Genomic DNA, 20,831 nt, shown 5'->3' on the forward strand with positions numbered 1-20,831 from the left:
CGACCAAGGCCTCCAGGGCATCCCCGGAATCCAAGGCAACCAAGGCAACCAGGGCGACACCGGCGCCACCGGACCCCAAGGCCTCCAAGGCCTCCAGGGCAACCAGGGCGACCAAGGCCTCCAAGGCATCCCCGGAATCCAGGGCAGCCCAGGCAACCCAGGCGAAACCGGAGCCACCGGACCCCAGGGCCTCCAAGGCAACCAGGGCAACCAGGGCAACCAAGGCCTCCAAGGCATCCCCGGAATCCAGGGCAACCAAGGCAACCCAGGTAACCCAGGCGAAACCGGAGCCGCAGGGCCCCAGGGCTTCCAAGGCACCACCGGATCCCAGGGACCCCAGGGCCTCCAGGGCGACCAAGGCCTCCAAGGTGCCGCCGGCCCGCAGGGCTTCCAAGGCATCACCGGATCCCAAGGAGCCCAGGGCATCCAGGGCGGCCAGGGCTTCCAAGGCACCACCGGAGCTCAAGGACCCCAGGGCGGCAGCTCCGGGGCGCAGAGCCAGGTCGTCACGGGTACTTCCACAACAGGCGACGTCGTTGTCTCGTGCCCCGCCGGCAAATTCGCCGTGAGCGGCGGCTACGACCACCCGGCGACAGGCACCCACAAGGTCATCCACAACGCTCCCGTCGGCTCCCCGGCCACTGGCTGGCAGGTAACCGAGGACAGCGCGACAACTGTCACCGGATACGTGGTCTGCGCGCCATAAACCCCCGGGCCGTGAGCCTCATGGCCGGCCGGGGCTCGCGGCCCACCGAGCGACGAAGCCCCCAGGGGTGCCGTCCGCACAGCTACCCCCTACGTGGCCCCGCCGGCCGACTCAGCCGCGTTACCGAACCGATGAGGGAAAGCCCCGTGAAAAAGCGGATGGGACTGTGGACCGGACTCGCAGCAGCGGTCGTCACCGCCAACGTGGCGGCCGGTTGGGTTCACCTGTCCACAGGGGTCTCCAGGACCACACCCAGGGCTGGATCGGGGCCCGCGGCCGGGCTCGCCCCCAAGGTGGGGGGACTGCTCCAAGCAGGCATCAAGCAGGGCGGGAACAAGGATTTCTCTGGAGCGACAAGGAGCTTCAGACAGGTCCTGGACCTGGATCCCGCCAACAAACTCGCCTGGTACAACCTCGGCGTCGTCGCCCAGCAGGACCACAGGACGGCCGACGCCCGCGCGGCTTACGACAAGGCGCTCAAGATCGATCCGGATTTCGAGTCGGCGCTCTACAACAAGGCGATCCTGATCGGAACGAGCGACACCGATCAGGCGATCGAGATCCTGCGGCACATCGTGGGCGCCAACCCGAAGGCCGCCACGGCCTATCTGCACCTTGGACAGGCCCTGACCAAGAAGGGCCGTGACGGCGAGGCCGAGGACGCCTTCGGCCTCGCCGTCCGCGCCGACCCTTCCCTCCGACAGCTCGTCCCGGAGCAGTTCCGGAATCCCACGAGCCCAGCACCGACAGCCACTCAGGCAGGTACCAAAAGATGACTTCTCTCCCGACCCCGAAGTTCTCTGTCTTCACCCCCAGCCATCGACCGCGTTTCCTGGACGAATGCCTCGCGACCCTTCAGGCGCAGACCCGCTCCGACTGGGAGTGGATCGTGCTCCTCAACAACGGCGCGCGGTGGCGGCCCGAACAGCCCGATGACCGTGTCCGGGTAGAGATCGCGGACGACGTCGTGGGCGTCGGAGCGGCCAAGCGCCGCGCCTGCGAACTGGCACGCGGAGAGATCCTCGTCGAACTCGACCACGACGACCTGCTGGCGAAGGACTGCCTGGCGGAACTGTCGAAGGCTTTCGACGAGCATCCCGACGTCGTCTTCGTCTACAGCCATACCGCTCAGATCACCGAGGACGGAGGCCGGGACGAATCGCGGTTCAACGAGGCGCACGGCTGGCAGTACGAGGAGGTGAATGTCGACGGCCGTCAGCTCCTGCAGGCCGTCTCCATGGCACCGACGCCGCACAACGTCTCGTACATCTGGTACGCCCCCAACCATGTGCGGGCGTTCCGTAAGGACGCGTACGAGCAGGTCGGTGGGTACGATGCCACGCGCACGGTGCTGGACGACCAGGACTTGATGTGCCGTCTCTTTCAGGTGGGCGAATTCCACTTGATCCGTCGCTGCCTGTATCTGCAGCGGCAGCACCCTCACAACACCCAGCGCGATACCGAAGTCAACGCGCACATCCAGCGCGAGACGGTCGCCCTGTACGACAAATACGTGGAGGTCAACGCACTCGCCTGGACCAAGCGGCGCGGGCTCCTCGCACTGGACCTCGGCGCCGCGCACCGCAAGCCGCCCGGCTACCTGGGAGTGGACCAGCACCCAAGGGACGGCGTCGACATCGTCGCGACGCTGCCCGGGCCGCTGGACCTCCCTGACGACTCGGTCGGCCTGCTCCGGGCGGTGGACTTCCTGGAGCACGTGCCTGCGAAGATTCCGCTGATCAACGAGCTGTACCGGCTGCTGGCACCGGGCGGCATGCTTCTTAGCCGGACTCCCAGTTCCGACGGCCGGGGCGCCTACCAGGACCCGACACATGTCGCCTATTACAACGAGAACTCGTTCTGGTACTACACCGACGACCAGTACCGCGCCTTCGTACCGGAAATCCAGGCCCGGTTCCAGCGTTCACGGTTGGTCACCTACTTCCCTACTGACTGGCACTCCAGGAACAACATCTCTTACGTGCAGGCCAATCTGATCGCGATGAAGGACGGCGCCGAGCGGTGCGGCGGTCTCCTGCTGGTGTGATGCCTTCCACCGGGAGCGTGGACGCCCTGTCATGCGGCGGAGGCCGGCGCAGTCGGCCTCTGCTCGTGGGTGCGGGAGCGGCATGGCCCAGGCCCTGCGGGTGGCGAGCCTCCCCTGGAGGGCCTGGGCCACAGCGGCGCCGATGACGCCTGGAACATCGCGGCACTGATCCTGGACGTGTCGGCACGGAACGCCTGGCCGGAAGCCGACCCGGCCCGACCCGGCCTGGCTGCCCCGACCTGGCCGCAATCCGCTACAGCACGCCCCCCATCACCCCCCGCACCTCCGCCAGCGTGGCGTCGGCGACGGCATTGGCTCGCTCGTTGCCGGTCCGCAGGACCGACCGTACGTACGCCATGTCCTGTGCGTACTCCGCCCGTCGCGCACGCACCGGCGCCAGCCGCTCGTTGACAGCCTCTGTCACGGTCCGCTTGAGCACGGCGCCACCGCCGTCTCCGATCTCCTCGGCGACCTCGTGCGGGTCGCGGTCGAGGCAGAGCGCGGCGAGGAGTACGAGCCCCGACACTTCGGGCCGGGTCTCCGGTTCGTACGTGATGTGCCGGTCGGTGTCCGTCTTCGCCCCTCTGATCAGCCGGGCGGTCTCGTCGGCGGTGGCGCCGAGCGCGATCGAGTTGCCCCGGCTCTTGCTCATCTTGCCGCCGTCGGTGCCGAACAGGAGGGGCGCGGCGGAGAGCAGTGCGTCCGGCTCCGGGAAGACCGTCCCGTACCGCTCGTTGAAGCGGCGGGCGACGCTCCGGGTCACTTCGAGGTGCGGCAGCTGGTCCTGTCCGACGGGGACGAGGTTGCCCTTGCAGAACAGGATGTCGGCGGCCTGATGCACGGGATACGTGAACATCAGCCCGCTGACGGCGGACTGCCGGGAGTGCGCGATCTCGTCCTTGACCGTGGGATTACGGTTCAGCTCGGCAACGGAGACGAGGCTGAGGAACGGCAGCATCAGCTGGTTCAGCGCGGGCACGGCACTGTGGTTGAAGATCGTGGTGCGGGCCGGGTCGATACCGATGGCCAGGTAGTCCAGCAACATCCCCTCCATGTGCTCGGTGAGCCGGTCGGCGACGTCCCGGTCGGTGAGCACCTGATAGTCGGCGATGATCACGAAGACGTCCACGCCGAGGTCCTGGAGCCGGACACGGTTGTGGAGGGTTCCGAAGTAGTGCCCGAGGTGCAGCGCCCCGGTGGGCCGGTCCCCGGTCATCACCCGGAACCGCCCGGGGTCCTGCTGGATCTGCTGCTCCAGCTCGGCACTGCGGCGCTGGGCGGGGGTGGTGACAGGTGCGGTGACGGGTGCGGCGGCGGTGGTCATGGTCTCTCCTCGCGGTGCTGGTTGCGTGGAGGACGGCCCGCCAGGAGCGGCATTCGTACCCGTGCGAGGGCACAGAAGAGGGCCGTCCATATCGAACGGCCCTGGTTCCGTGCAGATGAGGCGGCCGCTCCTAAGTGGAGCGCCACCAGTTTCGGCACGGTACGGAAGTCATGCGCCGAGTGTAACGCGGCCAGGCTCCGCCCACCCGGCTTTGGCGGAGCGGCAATCACGGCGAGGAGCCTTGCGGCCGTCGGCGTTCCGCCCGGCGGGCGGCTCACTTGTGGGCGTGCTCGCCCACGTAGAACAGCAGGTAGACGAAGCCCGCGAAGAGATGCGTGGCGAAGACGTAGACGAAGACGCGCAGCGCGACGCCGCGCTCCTTCCAGCTCTCGCTCTCGCTCATGGGCCCTGCCTCCTTCGTGCCGGCGCGTTCCGGGTCTGTCTCGCCGTCCAGAGTACGCACCGCCGGGACTTCCGCTCCGACGGCGGAATAGGCAGAAGGGGTGCCCCGTTGTAGGGTGTGACTCAAGTAGTTCAAGGTTCAACCATTACCCCTCACGGAGGCGGGCGCCATGGAGTTCGGGATCTTCACCGTCGGAGACGTCACCACCGACCCCACGACCGGCAGGACGCCGACCGAGCACGAGCGGATCAAGGCGACCCTCGCGATCGCCCTGAAGGCCGAGGAAGTGGGCCTGGACGTCTTCGCGACCGGCGAGCACCACAACCCGCCGTTCGTCCCGTCCTCGCCGACGACCACGCTCGGCTACATCGCCGCCCGCACCGAGAACCTGATCCTGTCGACGTCCACGACGCTGATCACCACCAATGACCCGGTGAAGATCGCCGAGGACTACGCGACGCTGCAGCACCTCGCGGACGGCCGGGTCGACCTGATGATGGGGCGCGGCAACACCGGGCCGGTCTACCCGTGGTTCGGCAAGGACATCCGCCAGGGCATCCCGCTCGCCATCGAGAACTACGCCCTGCTGCACAAGCTGTGGCGGGAGGACGTCGTCGACTGGGAGGGCAGGTTCCGTACACCCCTGCAGTCCTTCACCGCGACCCCGCGCCCGCTGGACGGCGTCCCGCCGTTCGTCTGGCACGGTTCCATCCGCTCCCCGGAGATCGCGGAACAGGCTGCGTACTACGGCGACGGGTTCTTCCACAACAACATCTTCTGGCCCATCGAGCACACCAAGAAGATGGTGGACCTCTACCGGCAGCGGTACGCGCACTACGGGCACGGCACCGCCGAGCAGGCCATCGTCGGCCTCGGCGGCCAGGTGTTCATGCGGAAGAACTCGCAGGACGCGGTACGGGAGTTCCGCCCGTACTTCGACAACGCGCCGGTCTACGGGCACGGGCCCTCCCTGGAGGACTTCTCGCAGCAGACGCCGCTGACCGTCGGCTCCCCGCAGGAGGTCATCGAACGGACCCTGTCGTTCCGTGACGCCGTCGGCGACTACCAGCGCCAGCTGTTCCTGATGGACCACGCGGGACTTCCGCTGAAGACGGTCCTGGAGCAGCTCGACATTCTCGGCGAGGAGGTCGTCCCGGTGCTGCGCAAGGAGTTCGCCAACATGCGGCCGGCCGGAGTGCCGGAATCCGCCCCCGTCCACCCGGCCGTCGCCGCGCGCACGAAGGAGATCTGACCCACCATGCAGAACGAGGCTCTGAAGATCGTCGCCGTGTCCGCCGGGCTGAGCCAGCCGTCGTCGACCCGACTGCTGGCCGACCGGCTGGCGGCCGCCGCCCGGGAGCGACTGGCCGCCGAGCAGGACCGGCCGGTGGAGGTCCGGGTGATCGAGCTCCGCGATCTGGCCGTCGACATCGCGAACCACCTGGTGACGGGGTTCCCGCCGCGGGCGCTGAGCGAGGCGATCGGTGCGGTGACCGCGGCGGACGGCCTGATAGCCGTGTCGCCGGTCTTCACCGCCTCGTACAGCGGACTGTTCAAGTCGTTCTTCGACCTGATCGACAACACGGCGCTGACCGGCAAGCCCGTCCTCATCGCGGCGACCGGCGGCACCGGCCGGCACTCGCTCGTCCTGGAGCACGCGATGCGGCCCCTCTTCGCCTACCTGCGAGCCACCGTCGTACCGACGTCCGTGTACGCCGCGTCGGAGGACTGGGGCTCGTCCGGTGACGAGTACACCGAGGGGCTGCCGTCCCGGATCCGGCGCGCGGGCGGCGAACTCGCGGGGATGATCGCGGGCGGCCGGGCGGTCTCCGGGGCGTCCAGGGCACCGGGGCTCGACGACGAGGTGGTGCCGTTCGAGCAGCAACTCGCCGACCTGCGGCTGGACTGACCTGCCGCTGCCCGAGCGGGGCGGACCCACTCTGAGGGCTTCTGCCCGGTTTGATTACAGTGACCCGTAAAGATGCGCCGTGAGGTGTATCACGCAGATGTGAGCTGAACCGACCTGGAGGCAGAGATGGGCAGGATCGTGGTGGGCGTGGACGGCTCCGAGTCGTCGATCAAGGCGCTGCACTGGGCCGTACGCCAGGCCGAGCTGACCGGTGACTCGGTGGAAGCCGTCAACAGCTGGGAGTACCCCGCGACGAGCTGGGCGTCCATGATGCCGGGTATGCCGGAGGACTTCGATCCCCAGGCCCTGGCGACCGTCTCGCTCACCGAGGCGCTGGAGGAGGCCCTCGGCGCCGAGGGCGCGGCCGCGGTCAGCAAGATCGTGGTGATCGGCAACCCGGCACAGGCCCTGCTGGACCGCGCGAAGGGCGCGAACCTGCTGGTCGTCGGGGCACGCGGATACAGTGGCTTCAAGGCGACCCTGCTCGGCTCGGTCAGCCTCCATGTCACCCAGCACGCGCCGTGCCCGGTGACGGTCGTCCGCGACTGACCGAGTGAACCGGACGAACGAAAAGGAGGGGCGGTCCCGTTCGGGGCCGCCCCTCCTTGAGTCCGCGGCGTCCTTCGTGCGCGCCTCGCGTTCCGCCGCCGGCCTCCTCGTACCGAACGGTCCCGCCCGGCCCCGCCGATGCCGGGGCTTCCCCCGCGGAGCAGGTCAAGGATGAAGGAAGAAAGAGGAGACGGGGCGCGGAGTCAGTCCTCCGTCACGTGGAACACGTAGAAGGCGCACACCCACATGCCGAATCCGGTCGCCAGGGCCAGGACGGCGCACGCGAGCACGCTCTTGTCGGACAGGCTGTACAGGAAGCCGACCGTACCGCCGAACAGCACGCCGTACGCGGTGGCCTTGGTTCCTGTGGGCAGTCGCTTCTGTACCCGGCCGAGGCCGTAGCAGAGCGCCGCCAGCACGGCGCCGGTGATCAGACCGAGCGCGAGCTGCGTGCCGGTGAGCACACCGCCGCCGCGCACGATGGACGTCGCCCACCAGCCCCCGATCACGCCCAGGGCGACGGGCATGGCCCAGCTGAGTGTGCTGGGGCGGTGGGTGCGCGCCCGCGCGCGGCGGCGGCGCGTCGGCACCGAGGCGTGTGTCGTCATGGCCGAAAGCTCCTTCCTTCACCCCGTTCCCTCCAGAGCACACCCGGCCGTGGGGCCCGGCAACTCGAATGGGGTACCGCCCGGAGCGCACCGCTGCCGTCCGGGATTCCCTTGAGGGGTGCGGACCTCTCTCTCGGTGACGTTGTCGACGGTACTGGTTGTGCTGCTCGCCGCCCTCGTCCCGCTGAGTGCGCTGGCCGCCTGGGTCGATCTGGAGATCGACAACACGGACCGGTATGTCGCCGCGGTGGAGCCGCTCGCCTCCGACCCCGATGTGCAGGCCATCGTGGCCGGTCTGATCACCGACGAGGCGATGAAGAAGATCGAAGCCGGGCCGCTCCAGGACACCGTGCGGGGCTTCCTGTACGAGGCGGTGCAGTCGTTCACCACCACCGATGCCTTTCGTACCGCTTGGGACGCCGCCAACCGCACCGCCCACAAGGCGGTCACCGCCGCGCTGAACGGGAAGACCGGCGAGGCAGTAACCATCGATCTGGCGGCGGTGACGGAGCAGGTCAAACAGAATCTGCTGGACAACGGGGTACCGTTCGCCGACCGGATCCCGGTCCAGCACACCGAGATCACGCTGATCTCCGCCGACCGCGCCGACCAGTTGCGCCACACCTTCCGCCTGCTCCGGGCCGGCAGCATCTGGCCCGCCGTCGGGACCGTGCTGTTCGCTCTCGCGGCCGTGGCCGTCGCGGCGGTGCGCGGCCGGCCGGGACGCCTGGGCGCCGCCCTCGCCGCACTGACGGCCACGGCGCTCGTCGGGCTCGGATTCACCCTCGGCGCGCTGGTGCTGCGCGCACTGATCGCGATTGCCCGGAACCGGGTGCTGGCCGGGGTGGCGGGCAGCGACCACGACGCGGCGGCAGCGGTGTACGACGCGCTGACGGCTTCGCTCCGTACGACCGTGTGGATCGTTCTCGGTACGGGACTGGCGGCGGCGCTGTGTGCGGTGGTCGCGCGGGTGTGGATGGGGCGGGGATCCACCGCACGGACGTGATCCGGCCCGCCTCGCCGGCGCCTCCCCTACGTACTCCTGGCCCGCGGGCCGCGCCACTCCACTGCGCGCCCGGATCGACCATGTGCTGGTCAGCCACGACTTCTCGGTACGGTCCGCCCGCTTGCCGCGCCTCGACGGCGCCGGCCACCGGGCGCTCCTCGTCGGGCTCGACCTGCACGTCGGCTGAGCGCCGCCGCACCCGGTTCGACGTGCGGCGGCGCGCGGGCCGGGCAAGAGTGGAGTGCAGGACTGCGTGACCGTCGGGGTCGACTGAGAGGTCTTCCGTATGCGAGCCATAGCCGTCAGCGCGTTCCGGGCCGATCCTTCACTGATCGACCTTCCCAAGCCGGATCCCCAGGCCGGCGAGGTGCGGGTGAAGATCATGTACGCCGCGCTCAACCCGTGCGACTGGCAGATCGCGGACAGGGCCCCGGAAGGGGCTGCGGAGTCGGTGTTCCCGCTGGTCGTCGGCGTGGATTACGCGGGCCGGGTGGACATGATCGGCAGCGGCGAGAACCGCTTCCGGGTGGGCGACGAGGTCTTCGGCCGGGTGAGCGGATCGCCGGCCGGCCCGGGCACGTACTGCGACTACGTGTCCGTCCCACAGGACTCCGCGATCACCTTGGTCCCGAACGGTCTCCCGCTCCGGACCGCTGCGGCGCTGCCGTCTGCCGGGATGACCGCGGCGCAACTCCTGGAGACCGCGGTGCTCCGCGGCCATGAGAGTCTGCTCATCATCGGAGCGGCTGGCGGCGTCGGCAGCTATCTGACCCAGCTCGCGTCCGCCCGGGACCTGCGCGTCATCGCCGCCGTGCGCGGCGACGAGCACAGGCGGATGAGGGCGCTCGGCGCCGCGGTCACGATCGACGCGACGGCCCGTCCGCTCGAAGCGGCGGTACGGGAGGCGTGCCCGGACGGCATCGACGCGCTCGTCGACCTGGTGTCCACCACCCCGGACGGCTTCGCGGCGCATGCGGCGCTGGTCCGGGCCGGGGGTGTGGCCGTCTCCACGAGGGGCGTCGCCGGGCGGGCCGCCCTTCCCACCGGTGTCAGCGGTATCGACTTCCGCCTGGAGCCGACACCCGTGCTGCTCGACGTCCTGGCGACGGGGGCCCTGGAGGGCGTGCTCAAGGTGCCCATCGACATCGAACTCCCGCTGGAGAAGGCCCCGCAGGCGCTCGACCGGAACCGCACGGGCGGCGCCCGCGGCAAGACCCTGTTCGCGCTCTGATCCGCAGCGTGCGGACCGAGCTGCCGGGCGACGGGAAAGGGGCACTGGCGCCACTGCGCCAGGCGGTCGCGGCGGCACGGGCGATCGCCTCACCGCAGCCGAGCGCGCCGGGAGCCCACTCCCTGTCGTGGGGGAAACCGTCAGGCCGGCTGGCCCCCGTGGCCGCGGCTCTGCAGGCGTTCCATCTCGCGGCGGTCGCGCTTGGTCGGGCGGCCCGTGCCGCGGTCGCGGACCGGCACCTGGATGACCGCTTCGCGCGGCGGCGGGGGCGGGCTGTTGTCGACGAAGCACTCCGCTGCCACCGGCGGGCCGACCCGTTTCTTCACGATCCTGGACACGACGACGATCCGGTCGCGGCCGGCGTGCCGGAGCCGCACCTCGTCCCCCACATGCAGGGTCTGCGCCGGCTTGGCACGGTCCCCGTTGACCTTGACGTGCCCCGCGCGGCAGGCGGCAGCGGCCTGCGAGCGGGTCTTGGTCAGCCGTACCGACCAGATCCAGCTGTCGACGCGGACGCTTCCCTCCGCCTGCGGTGCCTCACCCGAAACCATGTCTCCGACTGTAGGCCTTCCGCCCGAGTTGTGAACCTCGCACGGGACTCGCGCAACGCTCTTACCGCCCAAGCCGACACAGCTGTAATCACGGGACTACGATGCGGACGATCTTTCCGAACGGACTGACCGCATCCGTTCGGAGTTTCGAAGATCTGTCTCTGACATGCCGCCACATGTCGTGCCTCTGAAGGATGTACGGGGACTCCGCCGTGGCACGCCGTACTTCCGGAAGCAGTTGAGAACAGCGATGCGCAACACGCCCGCCCGGCCCGGCCGTGGGCTCCAGCCCAATGCCCTCGGTACGTTCAACACGATCGTGATGGCGGTCGCGGGCAGCGCCCCCGCCTATTCGCTGGCCGCCACCAGTTCCGTGCTCGTCGGTACGGTCGGTCTCGGCGGGCCCGCCGCCCTGCTGTACTGCGCGATACCGATGCTCGGCATCGCCCTCGCCTACCGGCAGCTCGGCCGGATCGACGTCAACGCGGGCGCCGGTTACTCCTGGGTCGGCAGGACCCTGCACCCCTTCCTCGGTTTCCTCAGCGGCTGGGCGCTGGTCGTCGCGGCAACCCTGTTCATGGTCGCCGGATCGCTGCCCGCAGGGACGATGACGCTGACCGTCATCGACTCGCGCTCCGCCGACAACACGACACTCGCCACCCTCATCGGGGCGGGCTGGTTCCTGCTGATGCTGCTCGTCGTGCTCGGCGGGGCCCGGCTCAGCGCCCGAACCCAGCTGCTCATCTCCGGGGTCGAGCTGGTGATCCTGCTGCTCTTCGCGGTCGTCGCGCTGGTCCGCGGCTCCACGGGCACCGGGGCCGGTGCCGCACACGCCTTCGAATGGTCCTGGCTCGGCCTCGGGCACTTCGACGGGGTCTCCGACTTCGCCTCCGGCGCGCTGATCGCCGCGTTCTACTACTGGGGCTGGGACGTCACCGGCAACCTCAGCGAGGAGACCCGCGACAGCCGCCGCACCGCGGGGCTGGCCGGGATCGTCGGCGTGCTCACCGTCTTCGCGCTCGTCGAAGTGTTCGCGATCGCGGTGAACGTGATCCTCTCCGCCGACGACATCCAGCGGCACAGCGCCAACGTCCTGACCGTGCTCGGGGAGAAGGTGTGGCCCGGCGTCGGCGGAAAACTTCTGGTGATGGCGGTGATGCTGTCCACCGTCGCGACCCTGCAGACCACGCTCATCCAGGTCACGCGCTCCCTGTTCGCGATGGGCCGCGACCGCACCATGCCCGCCGCGTTCGGCCGGGTGCACCGCAGCTGGAACACGCCGTGGGTGGCTGTCGCGGCCGTGGGCGGGGTCGCCCTCGTCCTGATCCTCGCCTCGCTCGCCCTCGGCCGCGTGCAACGGATCCTGGGTGTGGCCGTGCAGGCCATCGGGCTGCAGATCGCCGTGTACTACGGGCTCGCGGGGCTGGCCGCCGTCGTCGCGTACCGCAAACTGCTCCTCCGCTCGGTATCGGACTTCGTCCTCGGCGGGCTCTGGCCACTGGTCGGCTCGCTCTTCATGTTCTGGATCTTCTTCGAGGCGCTCGGCGACTTCAGCAGAACGGCGCTCGTACTCGGCCTCGGCGGTCTTGCCATGGGGGCCGTCCCGATGTTCTGGTACCGGCGGCGCGGCAGCTCGTACTACCGTCCGGCGAAGCTCGATGCTTCGCGGACCGTGCAGGCCGAGGATTCGTCCGGTTGCGCCGATTCCGCCACGATCGTCACCGACTTCTGATCCCCGGCCCCTCCGCCCGCACCAGCCCCGAGAGGAGACGACTCTCCGAGCATGGCTGTACGCCGACGCCGCACCCTCCCACCCGTGCGCTTCGACCCGGATTTCGGCGACAGGTCGCTCACCGCGGCCCGCCAGGACATCGTCATCGGCCGCTGGCAGGGCGTACGCGATCTGCTGCACGCCACCGGCAACGCGGGGGCGCTGCGCACCCACCGGACCCGGCTGCTCGCCCACGCCGCCGCGGGCAGCTCCACCGTGGAGACCTGGCTCGCGGCCGAACCGAAGAACGCCGACGCGCACGTGCTGAAGGCGGCGACCGACGTCGTACGGCTCTTCGGACGGGCCGTCATGGCGGGCCGCGGCATCGCCGTCGACCAGGACCGGGTGGACCGGGTCGTCCGCTGCTGCCTGCGGGCCGCCGAGGCCTGCCCGTCCGACCCGATGCCGTGGGCGTCGCTGCTGACCGTGGCACGGCTGTACGAGGACGGGGCCCGGCGCCGGATCACGCAGTGGTGGGACGAACTGCTGCGCCGCGACCCCCACCACATGGAGGGGCACACACAGCTGCTGCGCTACTACTCGGCCCGCTGGCACGGCACCCACGGCACCATGTACGACTTCGCGCGCGACGCGGCCGGCGCGGCGCCGCCCGGTTCGTCGCTTCCGGTGCTGGTGCAGATCGCCAGGGTCGAGGAGTACCGGTACGTCTCCGATGCCACGCACGGGCGGCCCGTCGTGGCGCCGCGCACCGGGCAGCAGCACTGGGACCACGAGCTGGCGGTGACCGAGGTGTGCCGCACCTGGGAGCGGTGGCTCGGGATGCGCGCGGCCGGGCCGGTGCCCCCGGAGGAGGTCGGCGAGCTGAACTACCTTGCGCACGCGGCCTGTTACGCGGGGCGTCCCGCGGAGGCCGCGGACGCGTTCCGGCTGCTGGACGGGCGGGCGGTGCTGGCTCCGTGGTCCTACACCGGGGACGCGGAGGCGCAGTTCACGCGGTGGCGCCGCCAAGTCACCACCGCGTGAACCCTTACGGCCTCCCCCACGACAGGGAGTGGGGGAGGCCGTTACGCGGGCGGGCTCAGACGCCGATGTCGCGGCCGTCCTTGCGCCAGACGGCGACGACCGACGGGCGCACGATCCTGCCCGGACCGTCCGGCCAGCTGCTCGCCGGCTTCTCGACGGACGCGCCGTCGATCTCGCCCGGGTGCTGCACCGCGACGAGCACCCGGCGGTCCTGGACCAGCGGACCGCAGGTCTCGGCGCCGCTCGGCACAGTCAGGAACTGCTTGAGCTCACCGCGCCGCTCGCCCTGGGTGGCGACCCCGAACAGGCCGTCGTGCGAGCCGAGCTGGTTGCCGTCCGTGGCGATCCACAGGTTGCCGTGCGGGTCGAACGCCACGTTGTCGGGGCAGGAGATGGGGCTGACCTTCTCCTTGGGGAAGCCGGAGAAGTACGTCGCCGGGTCGTTCGGGTCGCCTGCGACGAGGAACAGCCGCCAGGCGAAGCCGTCCGAGGCCGGGTCGTCCCCGTGCTCGGCCAGCTCCATGATGTGGCCGTGCTTGTTGTTGTTGCGCGGGTTCGCCTCGTCGGCCGGGGCGCTGCCGGCGGTGCCGCGCTTGGTGTTGTTCGTCAGCACGACGTAGACCTGGCCGGTGCGCGGCGACGGCTCGATGTCCTCGGGGCGGTCCATCTTCGTGGCGCCGACCTTGTCACCGGCCAGTCGCGTGAAGACGTACACCTCCTCGGCGGTCATCCCGGGCACGTGGGAGGTGTTGCCCGTGGCCAGCGGGATCCAGACGCCACTGCCGTCGAACTCACCGTCGGAGGGAAGCTTCCCGGTGCCGTCGAACTCGGCGGCCGGGGAGTCGCCGGTCAGCCTGGCGACGTACAACGTCCCCTCGTCCAGGAGGGTGAGGTTGTGCTCGCGGGCGGCCCGCGAGTTCCCCTTCTTCATCTTCTTCGACGATACGAACTTGTAGAAGTAGTCGAAGCGTTCGTCGTCGCCCATGTAGACGACCGGCCGGCCGTCGGCGGTCAGTCGGGGCTGCGCGGCCTCGTGCTTGAAGCGGCCGAGCGCGGTGCGCTTGCGCGGCGTCGCGTCCGGGTCGTACGGGTCGAGCTCGACGACCCAGCCGAAGCGGTGCGCCTCGTTCGGCTCCTGCGCCAGGTCGAACCGCTTGTCGAAACGCTCCCACTTGCGCTCGGTGGCGCCGGCCGCGATGCCGTACCGCTTGTCGGTGGCGCTGGAGCCGTTGGCGAAGTACTGGTTGAAGTTCTCCTCGCCGTGCAGCGTGGTGCCCCACGGGGTCGTGCCGCCCGCGCAGTTGTTGAGCGTGCCGAGCACCTTGCGGCCGGTGCGGTCGGCGGACGTACGGAGCAGGGGGCTGCCCGCTACCGGGCCGGTGACCTCGAACTCGCTGGTCGCGGTGAGGCGGCGGTTCAGCGGGTGGCGGCTGACCGGCGACAGCTTGCCGGTGCGGCTCTCGTCCTGGACGACGACTACGGACAGTCCGTGCGCGGCCCAGGCGATCTCGACCTGCTCGCGGGTCGGGTTGGCCGGATCGTAGCCACGGAACATGAGGTTCTCGTCCGTGTACTCATGGTTGGCGACCAGGACCTGGCGGCCGCGCTCACCGGGGAGCGGGAGCAGGGAGAGGAAGTCGTTGTTGTAACCGAACTGGCCCGCCTGCGCCTTGGCGGACTGCTTGTCCGGGTCGAACGCGGGCGCGCCGCGCAGAATCGGCTCGCCCCAGCGGATCACGACATTCTGGTCGTAGCCGTCCGGGACGGTGACCTTGTCGTCGTTGTTCGGCGCGACGGGCGCGAAGCGCAGACCACGGGCGCCGGAGGCGGCGGGAGTCATCGGCCTGTCCGGCGTGTGCCCGTGGCCCGCGAGCTCGGCGGCCTCGGCCTGCGGTGCGGCCGGGCCCGCCAGGACGGTCGTCCCGGCGGCAGCGGCGACGGTCACCACGGCTGCGGCACGCATCATCGAACGGCGCGAAAGGGCACCGGCGATGACATCGCCGACGTATTCGTTGTCGCTGGTGTTCGGAATCTCCTGGAAGCAGGCGTCGCCACAGCGGTAGCGGCAGGTCAGCGCAGAGCGCCCGCCCGGGTGCGAGCTGATGAGCGGCAGCAGGTTGCGCACGTGTTTTCCCTCCATATGTGTGTCTCGCGTGACGGTAGGTGCGCAGTCACGCGGCACGAGGGACTCCGCATGAACGGAGAGTGAAGTCAGGGCCACCGCTTCCCATTTGACACGGACGCGGGCCGCACCAACGAACGGCCGGATCTGGCCGCTAACCTTACGTATCCGCCCTGGCCAGGGATAAATTCCCGCAGTACGGACATTCATCGCACCCAACTCATGCGAAAGGCCTCGCCCATGGGCATTCGGAGCTTGCTGCGCAAGGTGTTCGGCCGCGACCGCGCGGAGCAGGACGAACCGACGACGGCCACGGTCCCGCCCCAGACGGAGCGCACCGGGCCGACGGAGTCGCAGCCCGTCGCGGTGACGGTGACGGCGGACGAGACGGTGGCGGCATCCACCCCGCCCGCCAAGGCCTCGGTGCCCGCTCCCGCCTCACGCCGGTCCGCCTCGCCCGAGAGCGGACTGGCGGCGGACCTGGTGGCGGAGGCCTTCGACAGGCCATCGGCCCCCACCCCGAAGTCCACCCCCACAGTCCCGGCCCAGGGCTCGGCCCCGGAGCCGGCCGCGGCCGAGACCGCGTCAGAGCCGGTCGCGGAGGCGGTCGCTGCGGAGCCGGAAGCGGAGGTTGAGGCAGAGCCGGTCGCCGCCGAGGCCCAGGTCGAAGCCGAGACTGAGCCGGTCGCCGCCGAAGTCGAGCCCGAGGCCGCACCGATCGCCGTCGAGGCCGAAGCCGAGCCGGTCACCGCCGAGGTTGAGCCCGAGGCCGAGCCGGTCGCTGTGACCCCCGCGCCGGAGGCCACCGTCGAGACTGAGCCGGTCGCCGCCGAGGCCCAGGTCGAAGCCGAGCCGGTCACCGCCGAAGTCGAGCCCGAGGCTGCGGTGGAGCCGGAAGCGGAGGCGCTCACTGCGGTGCCCGAGGCCGAGCCGGTCGCCGCCGAGGCCCAGGTCGAAGCCGAGCCGGTCACCGCCAAGACCGAGGACGAGGCCGCACCGGTCGCCGTCGAGGCCAAGCCCGAGGCCGCCACCGAGGCCCAGGTCGAAGCCGAGCCGGTCACCGCCAAGGTCGAGCCCGAGGCCGAGCCGGTCGCTGTGGCCGCCACGTTGGAGACCCCGGCCGAACCGGAGACGCCGGTCGAGAGCGAGCCGACCGCTCCGGCCTCCGCACCCGAGCCCGCACCGGTCACCGCCGCGGTCGACCCCGCTCCCGCACCCGTCGCCGAGCCCGCACCGGAACCCGCCGCAGAGGCGCCCGTCACCGACGTACCCTCCGAGGCCCCCGCACCCGCCGCCGGCGAGCCCACCCCCGCCCTCCCCCTCGCCCGGGTCACGTCCAGTGCACCTGCGCTCGCCGAGCCGTACAAGGCTGCCCAGGCCGCACTGGAGGCGCACGGCCTGACCGGGCTCCGCGCCACCGTCTACCTGGTGCTCGACCGTTCCGGCTCCATGCGGCCGTTCTACAAGGACGGCAGCGCCCAGCACCTGGGCGACCGCACGCTCGCCCTCGCCGCGCACCTGGACGAGACCGCGACCGTGCCCGTCGTCTTCTTCTCGACCGACATCGACGGCACCGGCACGGTCGACCTCACCGCTCACGAGGGCCGGATCGACGAGCTCCACGCGGGGCTCGGCCGTCTGGGCCGTACGAGCTACCACCGTGCCGTCGAGGAGGTCGTCGCGCACTACGAGAAGTCGGAGGCCACCGGTCCCGCCCTGGTGATCTTCCAGACGGACGGCCCGCCGGACACCAAGCAGCCCGCCAAGCAGGCGCTCGTCGAGGCGGCGCGGCTGCCGCTGTTCTTCCAGTTCGTCGCGTTCGGCGAGGAGGACGCGAAGGGCTTCGAGTTCCTGCGGAAGCTGGACGCCCCGAACGCCGCCTTCTTCCACGCGGGCCCCGCCCCGCGCGAGGTGCCGGACGCCACGCTCTATCAGGAGCTTCTCGCCGCGCTCCCCGCCTGGCTCGCCACCCGCGAGACCGCACCCGACAAGGGCTGACCCGGCAGGTCGACCGGCAGACGCACGGTCACGGCGAGACCGCCCCCGGGGCGCGGCACCGCCGTGACCGTACCGCCGTGCGCCACCGCTATGGAACGCACGATCGAAAGACCGAGTCCGGAGCCCGGACCCATCCGGTCCCGGCCCTCGCCCCGCCGGAACGGCTCGAAGAGCCCCGGGATGTCCGCCTCCGCCACCACCGGCCCGGTGTTGCACACCTCCAGAACCGGCTCATCGGCCCCGCCCCCTGCGACGGACACCTCCACCGTCCCGTCGGGCACGTTATACGTCACCGCGTTGGCCAGCAGGTTCGCCACCAGCTGGGCCAGCAGCAGCCGGTTCCCCCGTATCCCGCACGGCTGCGCCGAGACCCGCACACCCGGGTACCGGGCCGCCTCCTCCGCCACCACCTGTGCGAGATCGACCGTGTCCCGCTCGCCCGCCGCGAGCCCCCGCTCGCTGCGCGCCAGCACCAGCAGCCCCTCGATGAGCCGCTCGCTGCGCCGGTTGTTGTCGAGGAGCGTCTCCCTGATCCGTACGAGATCCTCAGGGGTCGGGTCGTCCAGTCCGATCTGGATCGCGGCCCGCTGGGTGGCCAGCGGTGTCCGCAGCTCGTGCGAGGCGTTGGCGATGAACCGCCGCTGGCTGTCGAACGCCTTCTGCAGCCGGGCCAGCAGCGCGTCCAGCGTGTCACCGAGCTCCTTCAGCTCGTCGTCGGGTCCGTTCGAAGCGATCCGTTCGTGCAGCGTGTGCTCGGAGAGGCGGCGCGCCTTCGCGGTCATCGCGTGGACGGGCCGCAGTACCCGCCCCGCGGTCCACCAGCCCACCCCGACGGCACACGCCGTCATCACGAGCAGCGCGGCCGCGGACCAGATCAGCAGCTGGTGGCCGGCCGCGTCGCTGACATGGTCGGTGAGGTCGTAGACGGTGGGCGGGCCGAGGCTCCGCCGGGTGATGAGCGGACCGTTCACCGCGTAGCCCGGCTGGATGACGGCGGCGGTGGCGGCGATCGCGCGGGCCTGCGAGTCCGTACCGGCGCGGGAGGCAAGGTTGACGGTGGTGAGCAGCGCGGTCCCGAGAACCAGGAAAACCCCGCCGTACACGAGCGCGATCCGCGTCCGGATCGTGGCGTGCCGGACGGCCGACGGGAGCTTCACAGGGCGTACCCCACGCCTTGCACCGTACGGATCAGGGCGGGTTCCCCGAGCTTCCCGCGCAGCTTGCTCATGCAGACGCGGACGGCGCCGGTGAACGGGTCGGCGTTGGCGTCCCAGGCGCGCTCCAGCAGCTCCTCCGCGCTGACAGTCCCGCCGTCCGCCTCCAGCAGCAGCTGCAGCACGCTGAACTCCTTCGGCGAGAGGTCCAGCTCCCGGCCGTCACGGGACGCGGTGCGCCGTACGGAGTCGAGCCGGACGCCGTGCCGTTGCAGCTGCGGCGGCACGGGCCGGGCGCTGCGCCGCCGCAACGCCCGGACCCGTGACACCAGCTCCGGGAACTCGAACGGCTTGCCCAGATAGTCGTCGGCGCCGAGGTCGAGACCCGAGACGCGGTCCTCCATGGAACCGGCAGCGGTGAGCATCAGGATCCGGGTGCGCGAGCCGGAGGCGACGAGTCCGCGCGCCACGTCGTCGCCGTGCACCCGTGGCAGATCGCGGTCGAGGACGACGACGTCGTAGTCGTGAAGCCCCAGGTAGGCGACGGCCGCGTCGCCGCTGTAGACCGTGTCGACGGCGAACCCAGCCCGCCGCAGACCGGTGGCGACGAGCTCCGCCAGGATCTCCTCGTCCTCGGCGACCAGTACCCGCATCGTGATGTCCCCTGCCTCGTGCATGCCTGTCCGCTCCCTCCCAGGATGGGTCATTGCTACCGGAAGGCATGTTTCGCAAAGGTCTCCATGGCCGGGCGACGTTTATCGGTGTGAGTGGATCACCCACGGGCCGTTAGGATTTCGACCATGGCGGCCACTGGATCCGAGAAGCAGGGGGCGAAGGCGTACTACGTCTCGACCCCCATTTACTACGTCAACGACGCTCCTCACCTGGGCCACGCCTACACGACCGTCGCAGGCGACGTGCTCTCCCGCTGGCACCGCCAGCGCGGCGAGAAGGTGTGGTACCTCACCGGCACGGACGAGCACGGTCAGAAGATCATGCGCACTGCCGAGGCGAACAACGTCACGCCCCAGGAGTGGTGCGACAAGCTCGTGGAGGAGGCCTGGAAGCCCCTCTGGGAGCACCTGAACATCGCGAACGACGACTTCATCCGTACGACGGAGAAGCGGCACACCGACCGGGTGCAGGAGTTCGTGCAGGACCTGTACGACAAGGACGAGATCTACAAGGGCGGGTACGAAGGCCCGTACTGCGTGGGCTGCGAGGAGTACAAGCTCCCCGGCGACCTCATCGAGGCGGAGGACGGCACGAAGCTGTGCGCCGTCCACAAGAAGCCGGTGGAGATCCTCAAGGAGGAGAACTACTTCTTCAAGCTGAGCGAGTACGGCCCGAAGCTGCTGGAGTTCTACGCGAACAACCCCGGCTTCATCCAGCCCGAGTCGGCCCGCAACGAGGTCGTGAACTTCGTCCGGCAGGGCCTGCAGGACCTGTCGATCTCGCGCTCCACATTCGACTGGGGCGTCCCGGTGCCGTGGGACGAGAAGCACGTCATCTACGTGTGGGTCGACGCGCTGCTCAACTACGCGACGGCGGTCGGCTACGGCGCCAACCAGGAGAAGTTCGACGGGACGTTCCCGGCCGATGTGCACCTGATCGGCAAGGACATCCTCCGCTTCCACTCGGTCATCTGGCCGGCGATGCTGATGGCGCAGGGTCTGCCGCTGCCCGGCAGGGTCGTGGCCAACGGCTGGCTGATGGTCGGCGGCGAGAAGATGTCGAAGTCGAACCTGACCGGCATCAAGCCGCAGGACCTGACCTCGCACTTCGGTGTGGACGCGTACCGCTGGTACTTCCTGCGGGCGATCGCGTACGGCAACGACGGCTCGTTCTCCTGGGAGGACTTCGCCGCCCGCTACACCTCCGAGCTCGCCAACGACTACGGCAACCTCGCCTCGCGCGTCGCCGCCATGGTCGGCAAGTACTTCGACGGGTCGCTGCCGGAGGCCACGGCGGCCGGTGAGGCCGAGAAGGCCGTCCAGGAGGGTCTTGCGAAGGCCGTCGCCACGGCCGACCGGAAGATCGGCGAGGAGCTGGACTTCCAAGCCGGCATCTTGGCGATCTTCGACTTCGTGAAGCAGGTCAACGGCTACATCACGGAGCAGGAGCCCTGGAAGGTCGCCAAGGACGAGTCCCCCGAGGGCCGGGCCCGCCTCGCGGCGATCCTGTACACGGCCGCCGAGGCGCTGCGCGGTGTCGCGGTCCTGCTGAACCCGGTGATGCCGGAGACCTCGCAGAAGCTGTGGGAGTCCCTCGGCGCCGAGGCGTCCCTGGGCGCTCTGCCCGACCAGCTCGTGCAGGACGCGGGCAACTGGGGTCAGCTGCCGGCGGGCGCGACGGTGACGAAGGGTGCGGTGCTGTTCCCGCGCCTGGAGGAGAAGCCCGCGTAGTTCTCGCGACGCAGAAGAGGGGCCCGGACCGGTGACGGTGCGGGCCCCTCGCGTATGCGGGCT

At 70.3% G+C, this 20,831-nt stretch carries 19 protein-coding genes and 1 pseudogene; 12 read left to right on the forward strand and 8 right to left on the reverse strand.

Going from position 1 to position 20,831, the window contains the following annotated elements:
* Positions 1–448: hypothetical protein (locus AB0915_RS07070; protein WP_366690097.1), on the reverse strand; the 448-nt coding region annotated here is incomplete at its 3' end.
* Positions 449–852: 404 nt separating this feature from the next.
* On the opposite strand from AB0915_RS07070, the gene AB0915_RS07075 reads away from it, so the two are divergent.
* The 3 genes and pseudogenes from AB0915_RS07075 to AB0915_RS07085 form a co-directional block, all read left to right on the forward strand.
* Positions 853–1,482 carry a tetratricopeptide repeat protein gene (locus AB0915_RS07075; protein ID WP_366690098.1) on the forward strand — a complete coding sequence of 210 codons (630 nt, stop codon included), beginning with the start codon at positions 853–855 and terminating at the stop codon, positions 1,480–1,482.
* Positions 1,479–2,753 (forward strand): glycosyltransferase, encoded by a 1,275-nt coding sequence (locus tag AB0915_RS07080; protein WP_366690099.1) that lies wholly within the window; start codon positions 1,479–1,481, stop codon positions 2,751–2,753. Before AB0915_RS07075 ends, AB0915_RS07080 begins: the two co-directional genes overlap by 4 nt.
* 79 nt (positions 2,754–2,832) lie before the next feature.
* Positions 2,833–2,954, forward strand: a pseudogene (locus tag AB0915_RS07085) (DNA polymerase III); the annotation flags it as partial.
* 52 nt (positions 2,955–3,006) lie between these two features.
* On the opposite strand, the gene trpS reads toward AB0915_RS07085, so the two are convergent.
* Together trpS and AB0915_RS07095 are read right to left on the reverse strand one after the other, a co-directional pair.
* Positions 3,007–4,077, reverse strand: a complete 1,071-nt coding sequence (gene trpS / locus AB0915_RS07090) for a tryptophan--tRNA ligase (protein ID WP_366690100.1) — start codon at positions 4,075–4,077, stop codon at positions 3,007–3,009.
* A 274-nt stretch (positions 4,078–4,351) separates the two neighbouring features.
* Positions 4,352–4,480 (reverse strand): DUF6126 family protein, encoded by a 129-nt coding sequence (locus AB0915_RS07095; RefSeq protein ID WP_234432866.1) that lies wholly within the window; start codon positions 4,478–4,480, stop codon positions 4,352–4,354.
* A 169-nt stretch (positions 4,481–4,649) separates the two neighbouring features.
* Between AB0915_RS07095 and AB0915_RS07100 the strand changes: the two genes are divergently transcribed.
* The 3 genes from AB0915_RS07100 (at position 4,650) to AB0915_RS07110 (ending at position 6,938) form a co-directional block, all read left to right on the forward strand.
* Positions 4,650–5,732, forward strand: a complete 1,083-nt coding sequence (locus tag AB0915_RS07100; protein ID WP_037701859.1) for an LLM class flavin-dependent oxidoreductase — start codon at positions 4,650–4,652, stop codon at positions 5,730–5,732.
* Positions 5,733–5,738: 6 nt separating this feature from the next.
* Positions 5,739–6,389: an FMN reductase gene (locus AB0915_RS07105; RefSeq protein WP_366690101.1), complete on the forward strand. Its 651-nt coding sequence runs from the start codon at positions 5,739–5,741 to the stop codon at positions 6,387–6,389.
* Positions 6,390–6,515: 126 nt separating this feature from the next.
* Entirely contained in the window at positions 6,516–6,938 is a 423-nt protein-coding gene (locus AB0915_RS07110) for a universal stress protein (RefSeq protein ID WP_358860868.1), read from the forward strand.
* 203 nt (positions 6,939–7,141) lie between these two features.
* Here AB0915_RS07110 and AB0915_RS07115 read toward each other — a convergent pair whose 3' ends face one another.
* Positions 7,142–7,546: a hypothetical protein gene (locus tag AB0915_RS07115; protein WP_366690102.1), complete on the reverse strand. Its 405-nt coding sequence runs from the start codon at positions 7,544–7,546 to the stop codon at positions 7,142–7,144.
* A gap of 118 nt (positions 7,547–7,664) precedes the next feature.
* Here AB0915_RS07115 and AB0915_RS07120 point away from each other — a divergent pair, with 118 nt between their 5' ends.
* Positions 7,665–8,552: a hypothetical protein gene (locus AB0915_RS07120; RefSeq protein WP_366690103.1), complete on the forward strand. Its 888-nt coding sequence runs from the start codon at positions 7,665–7,667 to the stop codon at positions 8,550–8,552.
* 286 nt (positions 8,553–8,838) lie between these two features.
* Complete coding sequence (locus AB0915_RS07125) at positions 8,839–9,783, forward strand: NADP-dependent oxidoreductase (RefSeq protein WP_366690104.1); 945 nt, start codon at positions 8,839–8,841, stop codon at positions 9,781–9,783.
* Positions 9,784–9,923: 140 nt separating this feature from the next.
* Here AB0915_RS07125 and AB0915_RS07130 read toward each other — a convergent pair whose 3' ends face one another.
* Positions 9,924–10,334, reverse strand: a complete 411-nt coding sequence (locus tag AB0915_RS07130) for an RNA-binding S4 domain-containing protein (protein ID WP_366690105.1) — start codon at positions 10,332–10,334, stop codon at positions 9,924–9,926.
* A 250-nt stretch (positions 10,335–10,584) separates the two neighbouring features.
* Between AB0915_RS07130 and AB0915_RS07135 the strand changes: the two genes are divergently transcribed.
* Both AB0915_RS07135 and AB0915_RS07140 read left to right on the forward strand, forming a co-directional pair.
* On the forward strand, positions 10,585–12,066 hold the full coding sequence (locus tag AB0915_RS07135; protein ID WP_366690106.1) for an APC family permease: 1,482 nt from the start codon (positions 10,585–10,587) through the stop codon (positions 12,064–12,066).
* A gap of 51 nt (positions 12,067–12,117) precedes the next feature.
* Complete coding sequence (locus AB0915_RS07140) at positions 12,118–13,089, forward strand: hypothetical protein (protein WP_366690107.1); 972 nt, start codon at positions 12,118–12,120, stop codon at positions 13,087–13,089.
* Positions 13,090–13,144: 55 nt separating this feature from the next.
* Here AB0915_RS07140 and AB0915_RS07145 read toward each other — a convergent pair whose 3' ends face one another.
* Positions 13,145–15,214, reverse strand: coding sequence for a PhoX family phosphatase (locus tag AB0915_RS07145; RefSeq protein WP_366690108.1), 2,070 nt, complete (start codon positions 15,212–15,214; stop codon positions 13,145–13,147).
* A gap of 237 nt (positions 15,215–15,451) precedes the next feature.
* On the opposite strand from AB0915_RS07145, the gene AB0915_RS07150 reads away from it, so the two are divergent.
* A complete protein-coding gene (locus AB0915_RS07150) occupies positions 15,452–17,209 on the forward strand; it encodes a VWA domain-containing protein (RefSeq protein ID WP_366690109.1) in 1,758 nt (585 codons plus the stop codon).
* Here the strand turns inward: AB0915_RS07150 and AB0915_RS07155 are convergent.
* Both AB0915_RS07155 and AB0915_RS07160 read right to left on the reverse strand, forming a co-directional pair.
* Positions 17,143–18,366 (reverse strand): HAMP domain-containing sensor histidine kinase, encoded by a 1,224-nt coding sequence (locus AB0915_RS07155; RefSeq protein ID WP_366690110.1) that lies wholly within the window; start codon positions 18,364–18,366, stop codon positions 17,143–17,145. The genes AB0915_RS07150 and AB0915_RS07155 overlap by 67 nt on opposite strands.
* The gene (locus tag AB0915_RS07160) at positions 18,363–19,016 is read right to left on the reverse strand and encodes a response regulator transcription factor (RefSeq protein WP_366136545.1); all 654 of its coding nucleotides are present in this window, start codon (positions 19,014–19,016) and stop codon (positions 18,363–18,365) included. The genes AB0915_RS07155 and AB0915_RS07160 overlap by 4 nt, the downstream gene beginning before the upstream one ends.
* Positions 19,017–19,163: 147 nt before the next feature.
* Here AB0915_RS07160 and metG point away from each other — a divergent pair, with 147 nt between their 5' ends.
* Entirely contained in the window at positions 19,164–20,768 is a 1,605-nt protein-coding gene (metG, locus tag AB0915_RS07165) for a methionine--tRNA ligase (protein WP_366690111.1), read from the forward strand.
* Positions 20,769–20,831 lie beyond the last annotated feature (63 nt).

The sequence above is a fragment of the Streptomyces sp. NPDC048411 genome (genome assembly GCF_040704695.1).
Classification (GTDB): domain Bacteria; phylum Actinomycetota; class Actinomycetes; order Streptomycetales; family Streptomycetaceae; genus Streptomyces.

Coding starts and splice junctions, on each gene's coding strand:
- AB0915_RS07125 (WP_366690104.1), top strand. CDS start 8,839: ATGCGAGCCATAGCCGTCAGCGCGTTCCGGGCCGATCCTTCACTGATC.
- AB0915_RS07130 (WP_366690105.1), bottom strand. CDS start 10,334: ATGGTTTCGGGTGAGGCACCGCAGGCGGAGGGAAGCGTCCGCGTCGAC.
- AB0915_RS07115 (WP_366690102.1), bottom strand. CDS start 7,546: ATGACGACACACGCCTCGGTGCCGACGCGCCGCCGCCGCGCGCGGGCG.
- AB0915_RS07095 (WP_234432866.1), bottom strand. CDS start 4,480: ATGAGCGAGAGCGAGAGCTGGAAGGAGCGCGGCGTCGCGCTGCGCGTC.
- AB0915_RS07080 (WP_366690099.1), top strand. CDS start 1,479: ATGACTTCTCTCCCGACCCCGAAGTTCTCTGTCTTCACCCCCAGCCAT.
- AB0915_RS07100 (WP_037701859.1), top strand. CDS start 4,650: ATGGAGTTCGGGATCTTCACCGTCGGAGACGTCACCACCGACCCCACG.
- AB0915_RS07110 (WP_358860868.1), top strand. CDS start 6,516: ATGGGCAGGATCGTGGTGGGCGTGGACGGCTCCGAGTCGTCGATCAAG.
- AB0915_RS07150 (WP_366690109.1), top strand. CDS start 15,452: ATGGGCATTCGGAGCTTGCTGCGCAAGGTGTTCGGCCGCGACCGCGCG.
- AB0915_RS07140 (WP_366690107.1), top strand. CDS start 12,118: ATGGCTGTACGCCGACGCCGCACCCTCCCACCCGTGCGCTTCGACCCG.
- AB0915_RS07160 (WP_366136545.1), bottom strand. CDS start 19,016: ATGCGGGTACTGGTCGCCGAGGACGAGGAGATCCTGGCGGAGCTCGTC.
- AB0915_RS07135 (WP_366690106.1), top strand. CDS start 10,585: ATGCGCAACACGCCCGCCCGGCCCGGCCGTGGGCTCCAGCCCAATGCC.
- metG (WP_366690111.1), top strand. CDS start 19,164: ATGGCGGCCACTGGATCCGAGAAGCAGGGGGCGAAGGCGTACTACGTC.
- AB0915_RS07105 (WP_366690101.1), top strand. CDS start 5,739: ATGCAGAACGAGGCTCTGAAGATCGTCGCCGTGTCCGCCGGGCTGAGC.
- trpS (WP_366690100.1), bottom strand. CDS start 4,077: ATGACCACCGCCGCCGCACCCGTCACCGCACCTGTCACCACCCCCGCC.